Here is a 17,831-nt window from a genome sequence, read left to right as displayed (position 1 = left end):
TGGTGTTGGATATTTTCGGGATAATTTTGATTGTTTTGAATTTCAAAAGATGAAATTCTCTGGGAGCTGATTAAAATGCTTAAAATTGCTTGGGGTTTGAATTGATCGGCAATTTTCCCTTCTGCATCAGAGTCTTACCACATTTATACAAAAATGTCAATAACTAAGCCACCCACTTGGAGGTGTTGAATCAGAGTATAAGCTTTTGGCATTGGTAGTTGTGTCGGAGTCATATTCTTATCTAGTTATCTTTTTGATTTTCTAATGACTTGAACTGTTAAGTTTTTTTCAATTTAGATATAACTTAATAAACATTGCTAGAGCTTATTACTATGCAAAGTAAAAGAAATTAACATCGATCCCCGTAGATGTTAAATTATTGTTAACTGAAAATTAAAGAGATAAAAATACAGATAAATTTCTATGACTGCAACAACGCCAAAACCAACAACAGTTCCAGATTTTTGCGAAGGTATCCAATACTTTGGAGAAGCTTGGCCTGATTTCGAGACCCACGGTAATACTCCAGCAATAGCAGAAGGAAGTAAAGCGATCGCTTCACCAAACGACCCTGCTGGCGTATATCAAACTCTCCTCTATGCTGATGCTCTCCGTTACCTCATGCTACAAGTCACAGGCAGCAAAGCATCCGGACACCCTGGTGGTTTTGCTAGTCAAGCTGAAGCTTATGCAGCACTGGTAATGTTAGGCTACAAAAATATTATGACAGAAGTCGGACACCATGCCCCCGGTTTTTATAGCGCAGCATTTCTAGACCGCTCCCTAGAAGACATGGAAATTTCCACAGTACAGCAAATGCGCGATCGCTTCCGGGAAATGCACGGACTTCTCGGACACTTATCTGGCTGCATCCCAGGACTTTTAAACCCTGCCGGACCACTGGGTCAAGGGCAACACTTCGCCATGGCAGCAGCATTATTACACCGTGACACTCTATTTCCATTTACCATGGGAGATGGTGGTATGGGCGAACCATACCCAGTCAGCGCCATGGCACACTTTAATACTGCTTATCCTGATGTTACCAACTTTTTACCAGTATTAGTGTGGAATGGTTACAGTCAAGAACACCATAGCATGGTATCTACCAAAACCAATGAAGAAATGATTGCCTATTGGAAAGGCAACGGTTTTGCAGAAGTAATACTGGTAGATGCCAAAGACTTTGATGACAAAAACCAAGCAGGTGATTATATAGATAGCAGTGCTTTCTCTTTTGAAAAGCGCTTAGAGTTTACCAAAGCTGTATTAGAAAATGTTGACAAAGCTGCAAAATCTGCTCTCGGTGGCACACTCACCATTTTTATTATCAAACAACTTAAGGGTACAGGGGTTCATGCTAGAGGTTCAAAATCTCATAACCTCTATCCTAAAGATACTCTCGACAGTCCCCACATGATCGACGCTCTCAAAGAACGTGCTTTACCAGTGGCAGGTTGGGAATTAGTCCGGAAAAATTGCGAACGTGCTGGTGGGGGTCCTGCTTCTAAAACAGTTGTTACTGAATTTGAATACCCACTATCAGATTTAGGAACACTGCCTTTGGAAGAATTTCCAGTTGGTGGAGAAAAGAAAGTTGCGACAACTGCAATGGGAGCATTAATAGCTCACGTCGGGCAAAAAGACCCTAATTTCTTGCTCACAAATGCTGACGGTAATGCTGCATCGGGTATTAATAATGTCAACCAGGCGTTGAAAATTATTCACCCCACCTCTGACGACCTTTATTTCCAAGGTCCGAAAGGTCAGGTTTATGAACCTTTGAGCGAAGATGCTTGTGCTGGTATGGCTGCGGGTCTAGCTTTAATGGGAGCGCGTACAGTTTGGTGTTCTTATGAATCTTTTGCTATTAACGGTGTACCTATTTGGCAGACTGTTACCCAAGCAATGGCAGAGTTACGTCATCTCACTCCTTCAACAATTACATTATTTACTGCGGGTGCATTGGAACAGGGACGCAACGGTTGGACCCATCAACGTCCGGAAATTGAGGCTTACTTTGCAGCAATGATGCGCAATGGTAATGTATTCGCACTGTTTCCACCCGATGCTAATAGTATTCAAGTTTGTTATGATTGGGCATTGACTACTAAGAATAAGGGTGTGACTATTACTGCGAGTAAGTCACCGTTACCTATTCGGACTACTTTTGAGCAGACAAGACAAGGGTTGCAGGATGGTGCTGTTGTTTTGTCTGAGGTTGCCGGGGATAAAACTGTTGTGTTTGCAGTGGTGGGAGATATGCCATTAATTCCAGTATTTGAAGCTGCTGCTGCTCTGGAAGCTGAAGGTGTTGGCGTGCGGATAGTTTCTGTAATTAACCCCCGACGTTTGTATCGTCCCCAGGATACAGGTTGGGATACTTGCTCTGAAGCTGATGGCGGATTTTTAGATGATGCTGGCTTTGAAAAGTTATTCGGTGGTGATGTGTTGATCGGGGTGACTGGTGGCGCAAGTTTGATGTTGGAACCAATTATGTTACGGAGTCAGGTTAAGCGGGATACCTTTGCTTGGCGTCGTGGTGAGACTGCTTCAAGTGCTGGTCAGGTGATGGCTTTTAATGGTATCACGGCTGAGGCGTTGAAGGAACGAGCGATCGAATTGTTGAATTGAAATGATGAGTTAATCTGAGTCGTAGTGGACTGTTTCATCTAAAATGTTGCAATAGTAGGGGCGGGTTCCGCGTTAAGTGAAAATATCACCCATGACTGAGTAAACCCGCCCCCGACCTAGTAATCTAATACTGTAATAAATAAACATATTACCACCCGCAAAAAAGTCGCTGCGGTCTGACCAATAGTAATACAACGAATTAATCAGAGAATTCATGGCAATACGGTGACGTTTGCTTTCCAAGAGTTCTCCATCATCAAAGATTAAGTCTGTAGGTGGCATGGGTGGTTCCCAGTCGGGAGTTACTTCGGTTGGTAACTCGGTTTTGGGAGATGTTTCTGTAGTCATTGTTAGCCCCCTATTTTGTGTTTTCATTTTTTTAGAGTAGCATGGATTTTATAATCAGGACTTACGCACGGATACTAAATAGGGTGAGGGCGAATGCCATTCGCCCCTACATATGGCGCTTGCAAGGTGAATTTGCGTAAGTCCTGATAATATTATGTGCGGTTGAATAGTTTAAATAAACGGTAATAGGTAACAGTTAACAGGGAAGAAAAAGAATATTTAGGATAATAGGAAATAGGATTTTTTTTTGATTTTTGGTGTATTTAAGATTGCGAGCTGATTGGATTTATTTTTTTCTATTAGAATGGAAATTGTTAATTTTATAAATACTATTTTTTGTACAGATTATGGATTGCAAAATCTTTTATTCTTGGCAGTCAGATTTACCAAATAATACAAATCGTGGATTTATTGAGAAGGCTCTTGAGAAAGCTGTAAAATCTATTCGTAATGATGATTCTATTAAAGTGGAACCAGTTACAGACCGCGATACTCAAAATGTACCTGGTTCGCCAGATATTGTTAAGACTATTTTTGAGAAAATTGACGAGGCTCAGATTTTTGTGTGTGATGTTTCAATTATTAATAAAAAAGATGTAAACTCTCGCCCTACTCCAAATCCTAATGTATTAATTGAGCTTGGATATGCAATGAAAACTTTGGGAGAGGGAAAATTTATTATGGTTATGAATACTGCTTTTGGTACTCCAGAAAAATTACCTTTTGACTTGCGAATGAGACGAGTTATTACTTACAATATGCCTGTGGATAATCAAGAAAAATCTACAGATAGCAACAAATTAATAAAATTTCTTGAAAGAGCTATTCGGACTTTTGACCTGCGAATGAGACGAGTTATTACTTACAATATGCCTGTGGATAATCAAGAAAAATCTACAGAGCGCAACAAATTAATACAATTTCTTGAAAGAGCTATTCGGAGTATTTTGCAAGAACTAGAAGAGGAAATAAAAAGGAAAGGTTCAATTGCAGAAATAGCAAAAAAAGAAATAATGGAAAACGATCTAGGTCGTGGGACATTTTATTCGTATACCAAATACTTCTTAAATAAGAAAATAGGAGAACTTGCCACAAAATCTTCTAAAAAAAAGGTGATAAATGAAGATACACTGATAAAAGGAATCGATATAACAGAAGAACTGGTTATAGAATTTGCTGGTGTGACAGAAGTAATAGCAACTACAAAAGAATCTAATTATGCAGCTATTAGCTTATATAAAGATTTTGGAGAAATTATTAGTCGTTATTCGCAGCCAGTCAACCATTCTAAAATTATAAATGAAATACTTTCTAACATTGTCGATAAAAATAGACATCAAGATTCTGAGTTTGTAAGTAAAGAAAAATCCTTTTATTTAGATTTTTATAGGTTCATAGGTCACGAATTATTTGTCATATATTTTTCTTTTCTAATTCGAGAAAATCGGTGGGTGTTAATTTCAGAAATCCTGGAACAAGAAATTTGTTATACTGATGAACTATGTTTATCCATTTTTGTTGACAGTCCATGTATACCATTCAATGACATATCTCAACCTTTAGGACTATTTGAAAATTCCTCAAATAATCGTCATTCAGAAATATTAAATCAGCGTCATACAAATGGAAAAATCGCAGAAACTGTTCCAATGCAGCAATTTATAGAAGCTGATTTTTTCTTATTTCTCCTATCTGAAAGTAAAACAGAAGATAGCAGTAATTCATATTGGCATGGTTGGAGTTTATTCTACATGGAACAGACTCCAAAATATTTATTAGAAGCAAAAAAAGTAGATTTTGCCGAACAATTATTGTCACCTTTAGGTTTAGAAACAATAGAAGAACTTCGCAGTTTAATATCTCATGCCAAAACTAGATTAGAACAAATATGGAGCAACCCATCTATCGCATCTCCCTATCTACCTTTAAGAAATTTTAACCCAGAAGATATTGGCTCTATTTAATTGATTATTCATAAATTTAGTAGGATGCGTTAGTGAAACAGGGAAATGTTTTTCCCCTTTTCAAATAAATAAACATCATCTCGTTCGTAACTAAGCTGAAATTCTGAATTAACTTTGAGTTTATCTACTAATTTCCGTGAATATTCTTGACTACTTTTCCACCCTGGATGACGTATATTTACCAACACATAATCATACTCATCTAATGCTTCATTTGCGGGTAATTTATCTTCTTCCACAATTAACTTAATGAACTGACGATGAGTTAAATGAGGCGTAATTTCAGAAGTAGTAAAAACACCACCTTTTGTATCAACTAAAGCAATGGCTTCTCGTGCTGCTTGCCAAGTATCTAGATAATCTAAATAAATAGACCAAAAATACCCATATTTAGCCAAAGCTAAAAATCCAATACAAGACCAAATAATGATAAATTTTGGTAAGCGATCGCTAACAATTGTAGATATATTTTCAGCTTTATCTGTTTGAGGTTTGCGTAAATTCCATAGCCAATACCATAAACCACATTTTCCATCAGCAATAGTATAAATTACAGCCATTAATAAGAAAGGTAATATGGGCAAAGAGTACTGATGAATTAAATCTCTTTGAGCATCAATTTTAGAGAGAATATTCATAGCTAAAACGGGAGAAGCTGCTATTAAAGGAGTTAAATATTTAGGAGCAAGCCACCAAATTATAGGCAGATTTAGTAATAGTAAATATTCTACAGTTTTCAGTGAAATTAATTTACCAAACACCAGTTCTGGTCTTAAAAGCATATTCAGTAAAATTTCTTGTATGGAGCCTCCTAAATATCGATAACGTCCGACTCCTCCTGGTGGTTGACCATCTTTAAAATAAGGTATTAGTACTTGAGTAGCAATAATAAACCAAGCTACACCAGCAAATAAAGCTATTGCTCCGCACAACCGCTTTTTTTCATAGAAATATAACCAAAAACCCATTCCAGCTATAGGTAAAGATAAAGCATCTTTACAACCTAAAACCCAAATAATAGCTATACAAAACCAGAGAGTTTTATCTAATTTTGCTGCTAAAATTGCTCCTAACATTGCTGGCAATGCCATTACTTCTGGATGAAAATCAAATAAATTGAGATTGAATACTACTGGGTATGATAAATAAACTATTGCCATAGCAAAAGCAAGTTTTTTATTTAAGCCAGCATGACGCGCTAAACTCCAGGTAGGAATTGTTCCTATTGCTAAACAAATTGCTTGTATTAGTAATAACCAATAGACAGAAGGATAAATTTTATAAAGTAATGCTACAGGATACATTGACCAAGCAGCATGATTACCTAAATGATGTACTTCTAAGAAGGAAGAAATAGGGGGTAAACCTTGACTTATTAAATAAGTAACTTGGTCATAAATTCCCATTTCAAAAGCAGTAGATTGAAATAATAAGTGACGCACACTGCTACAGATAAATAAAATTATGGCAGCAATGATAGTTATTTGAAGTAGAAAATCTGATTTTAATCGTTTGAGAATTATCATTTTTAGAAGGAAGAAGTGATTCAATAATTGATAATTGATAATTGATAATTGATAATTACCTCTCCCTAAAAGGAAAAGGATTGAATAAAAGGAAAAAATTTATTTTTTTCCCCTTGAAAGGGTCGGCTTTAAACCTGAATTATTTAATTATTAATTCTTCGGTAATACGCTCAAAGACTTTGCTATACTTAACAAATTTATAAGTTGGCAAAATCAAGGTTATCAGTTTTATCAGTAGTTTGTCAGCTAGAAGGAATAAGTGAGGAATATTATAGCAATTCTATTTCAGTTGTTACCTAAATTCCACGCTCATTATTTACTATGTAGAAAATCACAGGAATTATTCTGGACTAACTCAAGTTATTTTTGATGGAATAGATAAGGGTTTACTTTTGGGAGTTACTTCTCCAATCAGTTTAACAATAATTCAGGAAGTAGCATGATGTGATTAGGGTTTATTTAGGGTTTGCTGAAAAAGTCTTATGGGTGAGGGTAGGAGACAGGAGACAGGAGACAGGAGACAGGATAAATGGGAACGAGCGAGGAGGTAGGAGTAAGAATTGTAAGAATGATTTTTCTGCTCAACTATACGCCTAAAATACTAAATTTTTGAGCGTGAAGAGCAGAAAAACAGGCACTTTTTTATACTCCAAAAAGGCTAAAACTTTTATCTGTAAATACTTTTAGATTAGATCGGTAAGCTTTATCTAGATACCAGTGTTTATAATCGTACTTTTGATGACCAAACACAGAATAAAATAGCCTTAGAAACTGAAGCAGTTTTGTTAATTTTAGGGATGATTAAAAATCGATAGGTTGAAGAGCGTTAACTCAGAACCGATAGAATATGAAAATATCAGGACTTACGCAAAGGCACTATGTATAGAGTCTAATAACTATTGGACAATAGTTGTAACCGCTGTATATAGCGTATCTGCGTAAGTCCTAAATATATTTAATTCCGATCTAACCAGGCAAGAAAAAATCACTAACTTTTTGACTTGAGCCACCATTTATCAACAAATGGAACAATCAGAATAAAAACGAGCAAAACAACTACAAAATCAAGGAATTAAATTACTTGATTCTTATCATGTAGCTTGTGCTGAAGCTTCACAAAGTTACTACTTCATAACTTGCGATAAAAGATTAATCAACCGCTGTAAAACTTTATCAACAATTAAAACTGCCAACCCTATTGATTTTATCACTGAGGTATCTTATGAAAACCAGAACAACTAACGAAAAAAAAGTCATTCAAGAAGCACTTTTAATCCTTAAAGATCATTTAGAACTCTTAAAATTTTTCCAATTTGTTGCGGCTTGTAATTTAGGGGCAGGAGATTATCTTGAGTTCAGAGATAAGTTATTTGAACATGAAACCCACGAAAGCTTGTATCAAAAAATTCTTGAATTTAGAGAAGCCAAAGAAATAATTGATAATGAATAATGGATAATTGATAATTGATAATGAAAACTATCTCTAATTATTAATTAGGTGGTTGTGCATTGTAATGGTCGTGCATTGTCATTATTTTTGTTACGAGGTACGATAGTGGGAGCATCTTGCTCCCCTACCAGGTATCCCTTTTTCCCATATACCATTACTATGCAAGACTACCATTAATTATTAATTATTAATTCCTTTCTTTCAAATACCAGTACATCATTCTCCTGATAACTTAATTCCCATTCTTGGTTATTTTGGAGATTTTGAGAAAGGATAATACCTGCCTCCTCAGTATCCGGCCAGGGATGACGTAAATTCAAAACTACATAATCAAATTCATCTAAATTATCTGGCTTTGTTTGATTTAATAATTTTACTGTTGAGCGATGAGTAAAATGGGGTGCTAATCTATTATCTGTGAGTACTCCTCCTTCAGTTTTGACATAAGTAATTGCATTTTTTGTGGCTTGCCAAGTATCCAAACTCTGCCAATATAAAAATAAATCTGCTACATTACCAAGCAATAAAAACATTAAAACAGACCACAAAATAATCATTTTAGGAGCTTGAAAATTTGGTACTGATAATCTCAGATTAAATTTGGGAATTTCTAACTCTCTTTTCCCAGATGAATCTAATGAAATGTTATTTTCTTCAATTTTTGAAGCTGCTGCTAAACAGGAAATTACTGCTAATAATAAAAAAGCGATCGCTGGCAACGAATATTGATAATTTAAACTTCTTTGAAATGATACTTCAGACAACACATTTAACACAATTGTGGGAATAGTTGGAATGAGAGGGATAAGATGAGGCAAAATAGTTTTATTTGTCTGAAGTAGAGGAAATATTCCCCAAATTACAGGTAAAAATAACAGACAAATATATTTGATAGTCTCAAAAGATAATATCTTTCCTAACACTACCCCTGGTTGTAGCAAAATATTAATCATAATTCCCACAACAGAATCTCCCAGATAACTATAACGTCCTACTCCAGCTACCTCTTCACCACTGAAAAAAGGAATTATTCCTTGAGTGACAACCACAAACCAAAAAATACCTAAACAAAGAGCAACTAAACCACAAAACTTCCGCCTTTCAAAAGTTAGTAACCAAACACCCATAAAAACTACAGTTAATGATAAAACTGCCTTGCAACCTAACACCCAAATAATTGCCAGACAAAACCAGAAAATACGTTGCACTCTAGCAGCTAAAATAGCAACTAAAATAGCAGGCAATGCCATAACTTCCGGGTGAAAATCAAATAAATTAATATTAAAAACCACTGGGTAAAAGAGATAAGAAATAGCGATCGCTACTGCTTGTCCTTGATTTAAACCTGCCTGTTTGGCTAAACACCAAGTAGGCAAAACTCCCAATGCCAAACATATAGCTTGTACCAAAAGTAGCCAGTATACATTAGGATAAATCAGATACAATAATCCCAGAGGATAGACTGCCCAAGCAGCATGATTACCCAGATGGTGATAGCCCAAAAAAGAAGAAATTGGAGATTCTCCTTGACTAATCAAATATACAACCTGGTCATAAATACCCAAGTCAAAACCAGTAGAGTAAAACAAGGTATGGCGTAAACTACTACATACAAAAAAAATTAAGGCTGCTATAATTATTAGCTTACTCACAACAGGTGGTGGGAGTAGAATTAGACTTTTAAATTTTGGTTCTTTGGTATTATTCAATGTGAAATAGATATTTAAAATTTTCTTGAATGTTTATCATAAATTGATGACTTATATCAAGTTGCATCATTTCAAAAAAGCTAAATTACTGTCAAGGTCATTTCAGTTATCAGTTAATAAGACCCCCTACTCAAATAGGAACCTTTCAATCAAGCAACTATAAAGCATTTTCCCACTATAGCCATACTTTGAAGAATTAGTATAAAAGGATTTTTTCCCTTTTATTCGTGAAGGCTTTAAACCTTAAACAATCAACTATTAATTAACGATTATATAGAGTTTCTCAGACTAATAAGATACAGTTATTGTAAGTATTCAGCATTCAGCAGTCAGCCATCAGCTATTTGTTATTAACTCATTATCATACTAGAGAGGAATTATCCACCAAGGAGAATTAAAATTCATCAATGAAATTGGCTATAACCTAACCTCAGTTCTTGCTTGAATATATTAATGCATCTGATTGCTAAATGCTAATAGTTGAATGCTTACCGAATTATTAATTATTAATTTTAATTATTAAATAATTCGCGCCTTGAAGCCGACCCTTTTAAGGGGAAAAAAGCGGTCGAGAGATGGATGGGTTTCCTAACCATATCCAATCGACCAAGAGAAGAAATAATATCTTCTGATATTCAATCAAGGACGGTTTTAACCAGAGGTAATTATCCATTATCCATTAATGAACACCTATTATTTTTCTATTCTATTTCCTGTTCCCTAAAACAAAGTAACTTTGTATATTACCGAATAATTAAGGTTTAAAGCCTCTCACTCGCTGTGGAGAAACAAGAAAAAATTTTCCTTTTATTCAATCCTCTTCCTTTTAGGGAGAGGTAATTATCAATTATCAATTATCCATTATCAATTATCAATTATTGAACAGGATGGGAATTGGTATAGCAATATGAAATAACTCGTGAAAAAACTTTAGAGATTTGGTCTCCAAATCCCATTTGCGCTTGGGTTTAGATACCAAATCCCTACAATAAAATATTACAACATAAGCGCAGATTGCTACATTAAAAACTTCTTTTTATCATCTCAATTATGAACCACCTAAACCTGAAATTCTCTCGCAGAAATTTCCTTAAAATAACAGCTTTAGCTTCCTTATTTGCCTCTATAAGTAGTCATTATATTTTCACATCCCCTGCTGTTAGGAAAGAATTAGATTCTATGGAAGAATGGAGTAGTAATCATTTATTTTTACAAGGAATTAATGCTCCTGTTTTTAAAGAAGTTGATGTGAATAATTTAAAGATTACTGGGGAAATACCATCAGATTTATCTGGAATTTATATGAGGAATAGTCCCAATCCTTTTCTCAAACCTTCTACTTATAATTATCCCTTAGAAGGTGATGGGATGATTCATGCTGTTTATTTTAAAGATGGTAAAGTTAGTTATCAAAATCGCTGGATTTTAACCGATAGTTTACTTCAAGATATGAAGGGAGAAAAACCTATTTTTCCAGAGTTTAATATGAGAAATTATGCTAATACAAATGTTATTTCTTGTGGTGATAATATTCTGGCTTTATTTGAAGCTGGATTACCTTATAAAATTACTCCAGAGTTGGAAACATTAGGTGAATATAATTTTGGTGGAAAAGTACAAGAGGCGATGACTGCTCATCCACGTTTTGACCCGAAAACTGGAGAGTTACATTTCTTTCGGTATTCATTTATTGCTCTTCCTTATTTAATTTATTATGTGGCAAATAGTCAAGGAAAAATTGTTAAAGAAGTACCTATAGAATTGCCTGAACCTGCTCTTTTACATGATTCTATAATTACGGAAAATTATTTGATATTCTTTCATTGTCCTTTGGTTTTTGACATAATGAAGGCATTTTTAGGAGGAATTCCTCTTGTTTGGAAACCCGATCAGGGAACAAAAATTAGTTTAATGAATCGTCATCAAGGAAAAGAAATTAATTTCTGGTTGAAAACAGAATCTTTCTGGATGTGGCATTTTATGAATGCTTTTGAAGATAATAATCAAGTAATTATTGATTTTGCTCATTATCCTACTTTGATTTTGGATGATAATATTGCCAGTGTCCTTAGTAATAAATCTAGTTTTCGGAGGATTATTGATGATCGTATGGTAGATTTTCCTATTTTTGACCAGAGAAAAACTGGACAACCTTACCGTTTTGGTTATATGCCTCATGTTGATTTAGAGTTAATAGCTAGTAAAGGCATTCCTAATTATTTTCCTGAATTAATTCAGTATGATTTGGTGAATAAGACAAGTAAAGTACATCGCTTTAAACCAGGAAATTATTGTGGAGAGGCAACCTTTGTTCCGAGAAAAGGGGGAGAGTCTGAGTCAGATGGTTATGTGATGACTTTTGTTAGTAATGAGGATAAAGGAACTAGCGATTTAGTTATTATTGATGCTGCTAATTTTGAGGAGGAACCTCTGGCAAAAATTCATTTACCTGTACGAGTACCTACTGGTTTTCATGGTAATTGGATTTCTACATAATTAATCTTATTAAACCTCAAAAAAACCTAAATAACAGTAAGCATTCAGCAGTCATCTATTAGCTATCAGCTATCAGCTTTATTATTACTTTTAAAGGAGGAAAAAGCAATTGAGAGATTTCAAAGAATTAAAAGTATGGGTAAGAGTATATTAGTTAACTTTAATAGTCTATCGAGTCACATAGTTCATGAAAAAGCTGAGAGCTGAATGCTAATAGCTGAATGCTTACAAATAACAAAAACAGATTATACTAAATCTAGTGAGGGAAAGAAGGTTTATTGTGAAGCTAGGATATAAATCAGAGGGCAGAATACAGAAGGCTTAAAAGGATTTGGACACTAGCTTTTCATAACTAGATTTAGTATTACCGAATTATTAATTATTAATAATTAAATAATTCGCGCCTTGAAGCCGACCCTTTTAAGGGGAAAAAAGCGGTTGAGGGATGGCGAGGTCCCCTCGCCATATCCAATCAACCAAGAGAAGAAATAATATATCCTTATATTCAATTCCGTAACGGTTTTAACCAGAGGTAATTATCAATTATCAATTATCAATTAATAAACTATGACTTTAGCAAACAGCCTCTTATAGCACTACAAATAGTTTTTACTTGAGCCCATAAGCTGATACCTGAATGCTTAAAGTCATAACACAAAATCACCAATGAATCGTATAGTGTAATTGTGGACAAATTTTTTCAAAAAATATGAAAGCAATTACAATCTTGGGATCTACAGGGTCTATTGGTACTCAAACCTTAGATATTGTTACTCAAAACCCAGACAAATTTCGAGTTATTGGGTTAGCTGCTGGACGCAACGTCGAAATGTTAGCCCAACAAGTACGGCAGTTCTCCCCTGAAATTGTTGCTATTAATGATGAGTCTAAATTTACAGAGTTAAAAGAGGCCATTGCTGACCTGAGACCTCAACCCATATTGCTTGCAGGCCAAGATGGTGTCATCGAAGTTGCTAGATATGGTGACTCAGAAGCTGTAGTCACAGGTATTGTCGGTTGTGCTGGTTTATTACCGACGATCGCCGCTATTGAGGCCAGAAAAGATATTGCTTTGGCAAATAAAGAAACACTTATCGCAGCAGGCCCAGTTGTAAATCCCTTAATTGAGGAACACGGAGTAAAATTGTTGCCTGCTGACTCAGAACATTCAGCAATTTTCCAATGTCTTCAAGGTGTGCCTAAAGAGGGTTTACGCAGAATTATTTTAACTGCTTCTGGCGGTGCTTTTCGAGACTGGCCAATTGAGAAATTATCAAACGTAAAAGTGGCGGATGCTATTAAACATCCTAACTGGTCCATGGGTCGGAAAATTACCGTTGATTCTGCCACAATGATGAATAAAGGTTTGGAGGTTATTGAAGCTCATTATTTGTTTGGATTAGATTATGACAATATTGATATAGTCATTCATCCTCAGAGTATAATTCACTCTTTAATTGAGTTACAAGATACTTCTGTTTTAGCTCAGTTGGGTTGGCCAGATATGCGTTTGCCTCTACTTTATGCTTTATCTTGGCCGGAAAGGATTTATACTGATTGGAAACAATTAGATTTAGTTAAAGCTGGTAGTTTGACTTTTAAGGAACCTGATAATTTGAAATATCCTTGTATTCAATTGGCTTATGCTGCGGGTCGTATAGGTGGTTCGATGCCTGCGGCTTTGAATGCGGCAAATGAACAAGCTGTGGCATTATTTTTAGAAGAAAAAATTCCTTTTTTGGATATTCCTAAGTTGATTGAATATGTATGTGAAAAGCATAAATCAGATTATCAGAAAAATCCTACTTTAGATGATATTTTAGCTACAGATAAATGGGCAAGAAAAGAGGCTGTGGCTGGAAGCTTGATAGTAGCTAATTCTCTCAAAAATTTATTAGTTAATATAGAAGAAAAAACAGAAAATATCACAGAAAAAAAAACTGAATTTGAAGAATATACAGAAATAAAAAGTGAAAATGAAAAGCTAGGATTCAATGATTTTTATCAAAAGGGATTAAAAGAATATGAACAGCAAAATTATCAATTGGCTTTGGCAGAATTTAATCATGCAATAGAGATGGATAAAGGTCACTCAGATGCTTATATTTATAGAGGTGATGTTAAAGAAAAATTAGAAGATTATCAAGGAGCAATTGATGATTATAATCAGGCAATTAAATTAGATGCCACTCATCCGAAAGCTTATTATCGACGGGGAAATGTATTGCGAAAAGTAGGAGATAATTGGGGGGCGATCGCTGATTATAATCAAGCAATTAGACTCAATCCAAATTATACAGCTGCTAAACGTCGCAGTTATGTTCATGTTGATACAGGAGCGACAGAAAAATTCATGCAAGAGTGAGTCAATAACATCATTTTTGGGAAATGGTAAATCGCAATTATTGGTATAGGCAAAAGGTAAACATTTCCTGCGGAATGTTGCGCAAACAGGTGTCAGCTATTAGCAATCAACTATTAACTTAATTGCCCTTGAAGGAGGAATCAGAATTAAAGATTTAACATAATTAAAAGTCTGAAATAAATTAGCTACTTGCTCACGACTAAATATTACTCAAATCCTCAAGCTACTAATTCCTGAAAGCTGACCGCTAATGGCTGAATGCTTACGGCAAAATTTAGAGGAAAAAAGTAACAAATTAATCAGCTCAACAGATTTTTTTCAAAAAAATACTTAGGCAGGTTTAGATTGAGACTTAATTAATAAAAGACTTTTTAAATAACTAATTTCATTAATGGATAATGGATAATTACCTCTGGTTAAAACCGTCCTTGATTGAATATAAGGAAATATTATTTCTTCTCTTGGTCGATTGGATATGGCGAGGAGACCTCACCATCCCATCCTAACGGACTGCTCCGCAAACGACCGCTTTTTTCCCCTTAAAGGGGGAGGTTTTAAACCAGAATTATTTAATTATTAATTATTAATTATTCGGTAATTATAACTTTTTTGATTAAATGCCTGAAAAGTTAAGTATGAAAAACAAAGAGTTTTCATTAGAAAATTACTGCTTTTGTTAGTAAAAATATAATAGAAAAACCTACTGCATTCTATCTTAGATTTTTGAATTGCACATACAATTATGTATAACATATCTGAAAACATAACCACAGTCATAGTAGCTTTAATCACTCTGGGAATTCTCGGTTGGGGATACAACAGAGCAAGACCTTATGGTAGAGTAGGCATTCTAGCCTGGTTACAATCAGTAGTATTAATGGCACCTTGGCTACTATTTTTTGCTCTATTTGCTGCCGGAATTTATCTTAACCTAGTATTTGTCCTATTTTTGCTCGTAGCTTGTACAGGATTATATATATATTTGGGACGACAGCTACGAACAATAGCAGCTAAAGATGCACAAGACCAACCCGGTCTCAAAACCATCAGCGACTCCTCACAACTATCTAGCAATGAACAAGAAACTCAACCAACTCAGGATAAAATAGCAAACACTGAACCACAAAAAGAACAAACTCCAGAATTTATCCCTATCCCTAGTGAAGACCTCCAGAAAATTAAAGATATTTTTGGTATCGATACTTTCTTCACCACCGAAACTATTCCTTATCAAGAAGGAGCTATTTTCAAAGGTAACTTACGGGGAGATGTAGAAAAAGTCCATACCAAATTATCAGTCAATTTAAAAGAAAAACTAGGCGATCGCTACCGACTATTCCTCATAGAAAGTCCTGAAGGTAAACCAGTAGTCATCATTTTACCAAGCAAAAATGACCCTCAACCTGCTACTACATCCCAAAAAATTCTGGCAGTTGTGCTGGCGATCGCTACTATTGCCACCAGTTTTGAAGCAGGTGGTTTATTATTAGGGTTTGACTTTTTCAACGAACCCGCACGGTATCCAGAAGCATTACCCATTGCACTTGGTCTATGCGCAGTTTTAGGTATTCACGAAGTTGCCCATCAAGTCTTGGCAAAACGTCACAATGTCCGCTTTAGTTGGCCATTTTTTCTCCCAGCTTGGCAAATTGGCAGTTTTGGCTCTGTTAACCGTTTCGAGTCAGCAATACCCAATAGAAAAGTGCTTTTTGATGTAGCTTTTGCCGGACCTGCTGCTGGAGGAATACTTTCTTTGGCAATGCTATTGGTGGGTTTGTTGCTTTCCCACGAAGGTAGTATGTTTCAGATGCCGTCCGAATTTTTCAGAGCTTCTGTTTTAGTGGGAACTTTAGCACGGGTGATTTTAGGTTCGGCGGTAAATCAAAATATAGTAGATGTTCACCCACTAGCAATTATCGGTTGGTTGGGTTTGGTAATTACAGCGCTAAATCTTATGCCTGCGGGTCAGTTGGATGGCGGTAGAATTATTCAGGCAATTTATGCTCGGAAAGTTGCAGGTAGAGCAACATTTTTCACTTTTGTGGTTTTAGTTATTGCTTCTCTGGTTAATCCTTTAGCATTATATTGGGCGATTATTATTTTGGTATTGCAGCGAAATTTGGAACGCCCTTGTTTAAATGAATTAATCGAACCTGACGATCTACGAGCTACTTTATGTTTGTTAGCTTTGTTTGTGGCGATCGCTACTTTATTTCCTTTAACTCCTGCTTTAGCTGCTCGTTTAGGGATAGGTGGTTAAGTGGAAGTCAGAAGTCAGAAGTTAAAAGTCAGAAGTTAAAAGTTAAAAGTTAAACACAGGAGTCGGCATTCCCATGACTCCGAAACTTTGCCGGGTTCCGACCGCTTTTGACTAGCCTCCGGAAGAGGAGCTAAAGCTTTTCATGTCGGCGACAGCCGTTAGCAGAGCTTTGCGCTAGCAAAACGTCGTCGCGGGGTCCCATCCGCATTTATAGAAGCCATTTGGTATTTTTGCCTGGGATTAAGTTTTTGAGTTACCAGTCGGGAGTGGAATAGAGGTCATTTCAGTTAGCCTCCTATGGTCGGAACTGCCTTAACAGTTATCAGTACCTCTCTCTGCCTGTTTGCGCAGCATGACCTAGGAAAGTCAGAGGTTTGAAATATTGAACTTTATTTTTTCTTGTTTCTCCTTTAAAGGAGAGGCTTTAAACCTTTATTATTCGGTAATACAGGAAAAATATTGAAAAATGCTTCTTTATTCCTCTACTTTTCAGATTAAAATCAGATTTTTCCGGCTCTATCTATACTTCCTTACTTAGTTTAGTGGAAAATTACCAACATTTTCATTCTGTGAAGCTCCTAAAAAAATCGCGCGCCAAAGGAATTTTGGTTGCATCCTCACAATTTTTGTGATATCTTATCTACTATAAGGGTCCGCTCGGCTATACGCATGACTTTTTATTCAACTAAACTTCTAAACTAACAAACAATCAAAATATTCAGGAATTTTTCCAAGAGCAATAGCAGAAATATTTTCACTGTGAAAAGCTTCTAAAAATATTTGTTTTTTCCCGACCAAATCTTTCCATCCATACCTCTTGAGTGAAAAATCACCAATCAATATTTATTATCATTTTATGAAGCTTCTAAAAAGTCGCGCGTCAAAGGAATGTTGGTTGCATCCTCACAATTTTTGTGATATCTTATCTACTATAAGGGGTCGTTCGGCTATACGCATGACTTTTTATTCAACTAAACTTCTAAACTAATACACAATCAAAATATTCAGGAATTTTTTCCAAGAGCAATAGCAGAAATATTTTCATGGTGAAAAGCTCCTAAAAATATTTGTTTTTCCCC

Annotated in this window: 9 protein-coding genes and 2 pseudogenes; 7 read left to right on the top strand and 4 right to left on the bottom strand. The window is 35.4% G+C overall.

Annotated elements, in window-relative coordinates; translation table 11 throughout:
• Positions 1 to 423 precede the first annotated feature (423 nt).
• Positions 424 to 2,634 (top strand): phosphoketolase, encoded by a 2,211-nt coding sequence (locus tag F6K15_RS09285; protein ID WP_293060137.1) that lies wholly within the window; start codon positions 424 to 426, stop codon positions 2,632 to 2,634.
• Positions 2,635 to 2,763: 129 nt separating this feature from the next.
• On the opposite strand, the pseudogene F6K15_RS09280 reads toward F6K15_RS09285, so the two are convergent.
• Positions 2,764 to 2,982: pseudogene (locus F6K15_RS09280) on the bottom strand (hypothetical protein); the annotation flags it as partial.
• Positions 2,983 to 3,329: 347 nt separating this feature from the next.
• Between F6K15_RS09280 and F6K15_RS09275 the strand changes: the two are divergent.
• Entirely contained in the window at positions 3,330 to 4,946 is a 1,617-nt protein-coding gene (locus tag F6K15_RS09275; RefSeq protein WP_293060134.1) for a hypothetical protein, read from the top strand.
• A gap of 29 nt (positions 4,947 to 4,975) precedes the next feature.
• Here F6K15_RS09275 and F6K15_RS09270 read toward each other — a convergent pair whose 3' ends face one another.
• The gene (locus tag F6K15_RS09270) at positions 4,976 to 6,472 is read right to left on the bottom strand and encodes a DUF2079 domain-containing protein (protein ID WP_293060132.1); all 1,497 of its coding nucleotides are present in this window, start codon (positions 6,470 to 6,472) and stop codon (positions 4,976 to 4,978) included.
• A gap of 1,222 nt (positions 6,473 to 7,694) precedes the next feature.
• Between F6K15_RS09270 and F6K15_RS09265 the strand changes: the two genes are divergently transcribed.
• Complete coding sequence (locus F6K15_RS09265) at positions 7,695 to 7,922, top strand: hypothetical protein (protein ID WP_293060130.1); 228 nt, start codon at positions 7,695 to 7,697, stop codon at positions 7,920 to 7,922.
• Positions 7,923 to 8,095: 173 nt separating this feature from the next.
• On the opposite strand, the gene F6K15_RS09260 is transcribed toward F6K15_RS09265, so the two are convergent.
• Positions 8,096 to 9,631: a DUF2079 domain-containing protein gene (locus F6K15_RS09260; protein ID WP_293060127.1), complete on the bottom strand. Its 1,536-nt coding sequence runs from the start codon at positions 9,629 to 9,631 to the stop codon at positions 8,096 to 8,098.
• Between the two features lie 1,179 nt (positions 9,632 to 10,810).
• Here F6K15_RS09260 and F6K15_RS09255 point away from each other — a divergent pair.
• The 4 genes and pseudogenes from F6K15_RS09255 to F6K15_RS09240 all read left to right on the top strand — a co-directional run bounded on the left by F6K15_RS09255 (position 10,811) and on the right by F6K15_RS09240 (position 16,752).
• Complete coding sequence (locus tag F6K15_RS09255; protein WP_293060124.1) at positions 10,811 to 12,127, top strand: carotenoid oxygenase family protein; 1,317 nt, start codon at positions 10,811 to 10,813, stop codon at positions 12,125 to 12,127.
• Between the two features lie 709 nt (positions 12,128 to 12,836).
• Positions 12,837 to 13,991 (top strand): annotated as a pseudogene (gene dxr, locus F6K15_RS09250) (1-deoxy-D-xylulose-5-phosphate reductoisomerase); the annotation flags it as partial.
• The gene (locus F6K15_RS09245; RefSeq protein WP_293060188.1) at positions 13,980 to 14,492 is read left to right on the top strand and encodes a tetratricopeptide repeat protein; all 513 of its coding nucleotides are present in this window, start codon (positions 13,980 to 13,982) and stop codon (positions 14,490 to 14,492) included. The pseudogene dxr and the gene F6K15_RS09245, both read left to right, overlap by 12 nt.
• Positions 14,493 to 15,234: 742 nt before the next feature.
• On the top strand, positions 15,235 to 16,752 hold the full coding sequence (locus F6K15_RS09240; protein ID WP_293060121.1) for a site-2 protease family protein: 1,518 nt from the start codon (positions 15,235 to 15,237) through the stop codon (positions 16,750 to 16,752).
• A gap of 693 nt (positions 16,753 to 17,445) precedes the next feature.
• Here the strand turns inward: F6K15_RS09240 and F6K15_RS09235 are convergent.
• Positions 17,446 to 17,592, bottom strand: coding sequence for a hypothetical protein (locus tag F6K15_RS09235; RefSeq protein ID WP_293060118.1), 147 nt, complete (start codon positions 17,590 to 17,592; stop codon positions 17,446 to 17,448).
• Between the last annotated feature and the right edge of the window lie 239 nt (positions 17,593 to 17,831).

The organism is Okeania sp. SIO2B3 (assembly GCF_010672525.1).
Classification (GTDB): Bacteria; Cyanobacteriota; Cyanobacteriia; order Cyanobacteriales; family Microcoleaceae; genus Okeania.
Note: the sequence above shows the minus strand (reverse complement) of the source record. Positions and strands in the feature narration are given on the sequence as shown.

Excerpts from the sequence above, each read along its gene's own strand:
- F6K15_RS09285 (WP_293060137.1), top strand. The coding sequence starts at position 424 with ATGACTGCAACAACGCCAAAACCAACAACAGTTCCAGATTTTTGCGAA.
- F6K15_RS09275 (WP_293060134.1), top strand. The coding sequence starts at position 3,330 with ATGGATTGCAAAATCTTTTATTCTTGGCAGTCAGATTTACCAAATAAT.
- F6K15_RS09270 (WP_293060132.1), bottom strand. The coding sequence starts at position 6,472 with ATGATAATTCTCAAACGATTAAAATCAGATTTTCTACTTCAAATAACT.
- F6K15_RS09265 (WP_293060130.1), top strand. The coding sequence starts at position 7,695 with ATGAAAACCAGAACAACTAACGAAAAAAAAGTCATTCAAGAAGCACTT.
- F6K15_RS09255 (WP_293060124.1), top strand. The coding sequence starts at position 10,811 with ATGGAAGAATGGAGTAGTAATCATTTATTTTTACAAGGAATTAATGCT.
- F6K15_RS09240 (WP_293060121.1), top strand. The coding sequence starts at position 15,235 with ATGTATAACATATCTGAAAACATAACCACAGTCATAGTAGCTTTAATC.